Genomic DNA, 4,079 nt, shown 5'->3' with positions numbered 1-4,079 from the left:
GGCTGCCGCCTGACCGTCGGGGCCTTTTCGTCGCCGCCGGTTCTTCCTGTCGTTTCCGAGGGCGTTTTGGTTCAGGCTTGGTCGGTTGGGAACATCTATTATTCGATACTTGCCGAGGGCATGGACCGTGGAAAATTCACCGCGATCTCACACCTTCTGGAAGAGCAGACCAAAGGCGAGCCGGAATTTGGCGAGGCAGTGTTTGCGGTTCGTGACGCCGCAGAGACTGCCTCGCCTTGCGCTTAAAAAAATCAGGGTTTAGGAAAGTTAGGCCGGTCGGTGTTGTAATGCGCCGCGAGGTAGTCGAGGATCACATTCAATTCGTCCTCCGGCAGTTCGTTCATACCCTGTTCTTCGACCATCCAGACCAGTAGTTTCTTCCACCCGTCCCGGGTTTTGCCTTGCTGCGCCACGATCATCTCGGAATGGCAGGCGGTACAGGCATAATAGGTTTCTTCCACGCCCTCGGCGACGAACAGATTTCCGAAGTCCTCTTCAGTGGCTTCGGCTTCTTCCGTGTCCTCTTCTTCTTCCCCGTTCGTGAAGGAAATCGGAGAGTCGCTCTGGGTGTTGAGGTAGGCGATCATATCCGCCCGGTCTTCGGAGTCGGACAGTCCGCGGAAGCTCATTCGCGTCCGCGGTACGGTCTTGCGGGGGTCTTCGAGGAAGGCATCCAGCCTTTCAATATCCCAGTTGCCGCCATGATCGCGCATAGCAGACGAATACTTGAACCCCTCAACGGACGCGACGGGGCGGTCTATGACGCCATAGAGGTTCGGTCCGACACGGTTCGCTCCACCTGACTCGACGGTGTGGCAGGCTTTACACTGGCGGAACTTTTTCGCTCCTGCTTCAGGGTCGGCTTCGGACAATAGTTCTGTGACACCTTCACTGAAAGATGGCGATGCAAAGGTGCCGAGACAAAGGCATACCCCGGCGCAGATCGCTGCAATGCGCATAAATTTCTCCTGTATTTTTTTGAAATGCGACGGCGCAATGCGCGCCGCCGCACTATTTTTATTTTTAGCTTACCCGAAGGCCGACGCGGTGCATCGAGTTGTTCAGATAGCCTTTCGGATTCCAGTCAATGGCAAATGGCTGGGAAACACCGGCGCTGTCAACCGCTCTGGCCCAAACTTCGTAGTATCCCGATTGCGGGAAGGTCACGTTGGCGCGCCAGTTCTGCCAGGCACCGTCATTGACCGGTGCATCGAGGCTGGCACTCTGCCATGTCGCGCCGAAGTCGATCGAGATGTCCAGCTTGTCGACGGTGCGGTCGCCTGACCACGCATGTCCGCGGACTTCTGTAGACATTCCGGCGGACGCGCCGTTTGCAGGGAAAGTGACCAGAGATTTCACCGGCATGCGCTCGATTATCTGGAAATCTTCTTCCGGAACCTCGTCACCTGGGGCAACCTTGTGGCCAGGAACGCGATACGCGGTGCCCGTCATTTTCGGACCGTCATGCACCACGTCGCGCAACTGAATCCGCTTCAGCCATTTTTGTGAGCAAGACCCGGGCCAGCCCGGAACCACAAGACGCAAAGGCGCACCGTTGCTCGGATGCAGAGGAGCCCCGTTCATTTCGAAGGCGATCAGGATGTTGTCCGTCATGGCCTTGTCGATCGGGACGCCCCGCGAAATCGGAAGCTTCGAAGCGTCGCCAGACAGGTGGGTGTCGGCTCCGTAATGCGCCGTGTAGACCACGTTCGACTGAACGCCTGCTTTTTCCAGAACATCCTTCAGGCGAACACCGGTCCATTCCGAACAGGCAACGGCGCCGTAAGTCCACTGGTTGCCGCTGGCCGGCGGATCGAAGAACGCCCGCCCGTTACCGCCACATTCCAGCGTCAGCGCCGCTGTGTGCACTTCGAACTGGTCGCGCAGATCGGCGATGCTCAGTTCCAGTGGATTGTCGACGAAACCGTCAACGGTCAGCGTCCAGCCCTCGGCGCTTGTGTCTTCCGGTTCAATACCGTTGTTCCGGATAAAGTGCCGGCTGGTTGGAGTGATCGCGTCGTCCAGCAACTCCGGCGGCGTTTCGGCATTCAACGGTCGGTCGTTCAACAGCGTCAAACCGTCCTTGCCCATCAATCCATTTTCCTGTGCCATAGCCGCAGGAATGAAGCCCTGCGGAATGTTGCGGTGGAAAGGGATTGTCATCCCCACTGCGGCGCTCATCGCGGCCAAACCCGCGCCGCGCAAGAACCCGCGTCTGCCCGCGTGAGCCTTTCGCCCGAATACTTCCAGATCTGCTGCCTCAGGGTCGTCTGCGAACATCGCGCGCAGGTCCTTCGTGTCGTTGCCGTCAGGTGCCATATTTACTCCTCCCACTAATTTGTTTCCGGTGCTGTTTCGTCAGCATTTGATTAATTAACGGCCAAGACGATTGGATTATTCCACTGCGGTAAAAAAAACTTTACCGATTTTGAGGCGATTTTTGGGTTTAGGAAGGAGACGAATGTTGCGGTAGCCAATACGACATTACTGAAATATGCTCTTGGCGATGGACGCTCCGAAAGCCAGATGCAAAGCAGTCTCCTAAATATAATTAATGGAATTAAACATGTACAAACCTTTTAAAACAGACGACGCCACGGCCACAGTGGCGGGGGTCGCGTCCGTTTTTGTCGTGCCCGTGCAGCTTTCAGAAGATGCCCATGACTGATAGCCTGGGCCGCCCACAGCTGAAGAAACTGGTTTTTTGCGACATTGACGGCTGTTTGAACGAGGGGAAGAACATTCCACTAAACCTCAAGGTCCTGAGTGAGATCAATGCGTTGATACCGGAACTGTCGCGGCGCGGTATCGGTTTCACGCTTTCCACCGGACGTCCGCAACCCTATGCGGAGGCTGTCGCGCAGTTGCTGGGGAGCCGCCTGCCGTTCGTGTGCGAGGGTGGGGCGATGATCTATGTGCCGGAGCGTGACGAATATCGCCCGATGGCCAGTCCCAGTTCACTGAAGGATGTCGCGGCGCTTCGGACGGCGATTGGTAATTCGGGCCTTTTGAATTCGGAACTGTTTTTTGAGGTCGGCAAGGCGTACAGCCTCTGCGTCACCGGACCCTATCTGGCGCGGCGCGGCCACGATGGCATCCGGGCCGTCATGGATGACCTGAAACAGCGCTTTGCCGATTATCTCGTCAACTGGACGCATTCAACCACCTCGATTGACATCACGCCTGACGGCACCAGCAAGGCCAGTGGTGCTTTTGCGATCAGCACGGAATATGGCGTCGACATGGCCGAGACAATCGGGATCGGGGACAGCAACGGCGACCTGAGCATGCTTGGCGCGGTCGGGCAGGCATTCTGCCCCCGTAACGCCAGCGCCGAGGTCAAAAAGGTTTCGCATTATGTGTCCGAACTCGAATACGTTCACGGGACACTCGACATCCTGAAGCGTATCGCCCGTCAGAACTGAAGGCCGTGGATCACGGTGGACAGTCCTTGAAATCGCAATCGCTGATCTGAACCATGCGCAAACTGTGTTTGTCGCTTTTCTGAAATTGTGGCGAGCCCTCGACCACGTCATTAGCTAACGCCCTTGAAAGCCAATCGAGCGCCCCCTGGTCCGAAGCGTTCAAACGGAACTTACGACGCTCATATTGCTTTATTTCCAGCGACGCCAAGGTGCCGTCGTCACAATTCAAATCGACAAAATAGGCTTGCGCAAGATCTCCGCGATACTGCTCATGGCCACCGATACCCTCGTAGTCGTTGATAAGGTCGCCGCAGCCGTACAGAACGAGTTTGCCATTATGCACTTCAATCCCCTTCGCGTGGTGCGAGGAATGGCTAAAGATGACGTCCGCACCTGCCGCGTCGATCAGGGCATGCGCCAGTCGACGCTGGCCCTCCGGAATTTCAAAGCCCCAGTTGTCGCCCCAGTGGATCGATATCAGAAGAATGTCGCCGGACTTGCGGATTGCCGCCGTCTGATGCCGGACGCTTTCGACTGTCCGCTCGATCGTTCGGGGCAGCATGTTGATCCCCGCGCTGTCTTCGGTCGCTGCCCAGTGGCGCGGAATGCCACTGGATTCGTCTCCGAAAGCCAGCAAAAGGACGCGCCCGCCGT

At 57.0% G+C, this 4,079-nt stretch carries 5 protein-coding genes; 2 read left to right on the top strand and 3 right to left on the bottom strand.

Features of this window, described 5'->3' with window-relative positions; genetic code table 11:
• Positions 1-246: hypothetical protein (locus tag AC221Y_RS21185; RefSeq protein ID WP_486708334.1), on the top strand; the 246-nt coding region annotated here is incomplete at its 5' end.
• Positions 247-251: 5 nt separating this feature from the next.
• On the opposite strand, the gene AC221Y_RS21180 is transcribed toward AC221Y_RS21185, so the two are convergent.
• Positions 252-959 (bottom strand): c-type cytochrome, encoded by a 708-nt coding sequence (locus AC221Y_RS21180; protein ID WP_486708333.1) that lies wholly within the window; start codon positions 957-959, stop codon positions 252-254.
• 64 nt (positions 960-1,023) lie between these two features.
• Entirely contained in the window at positions 1,024-2,319 is a 1,296-nt protein-coding gene (locus tag AC221Y_RS21175; protein WP_486708332.1) for a sulfite oxidase, read from the bottom strand.
• Between the two features lie 341 nt (positions 2,320-2,660).
• On the opposite strand from AC221Y_RS21175, the gene AC221Y_RS21170 reads away from it, so the two are divergent.
• Positions 2,661-3,425 (top strand): HAD family hydrolase, encoded by a 765-nt coding sequence (locus AC221Y_RS21170; RefSeq protein ID WP_486708331.1) that lies wholly within the window; start codon positions 2,661-2,663, stop codon positions 3,423-3,425.
• Between the two features lie 10 nt (positions 3,426-3,435).
• Here AC221Y_RS21170 and AC221Y_RS21165 read toward each other — a convergent pair.
• Positions 3,436-4,079 (bottom strand): CapA family protein (locus AC221Y_RS21165; RefSeq protein WP_486708330.1); only part of this gene is annotated, 644 nt, incomplete at its 5' end.

It is taken from the genome of Boseongicola sp., assembly GCF_057460485.1.
Note: the sequence above shows the minus strand (reverse complement) of the source record. Positions and strands in the feature narration are given on the sequence as shown.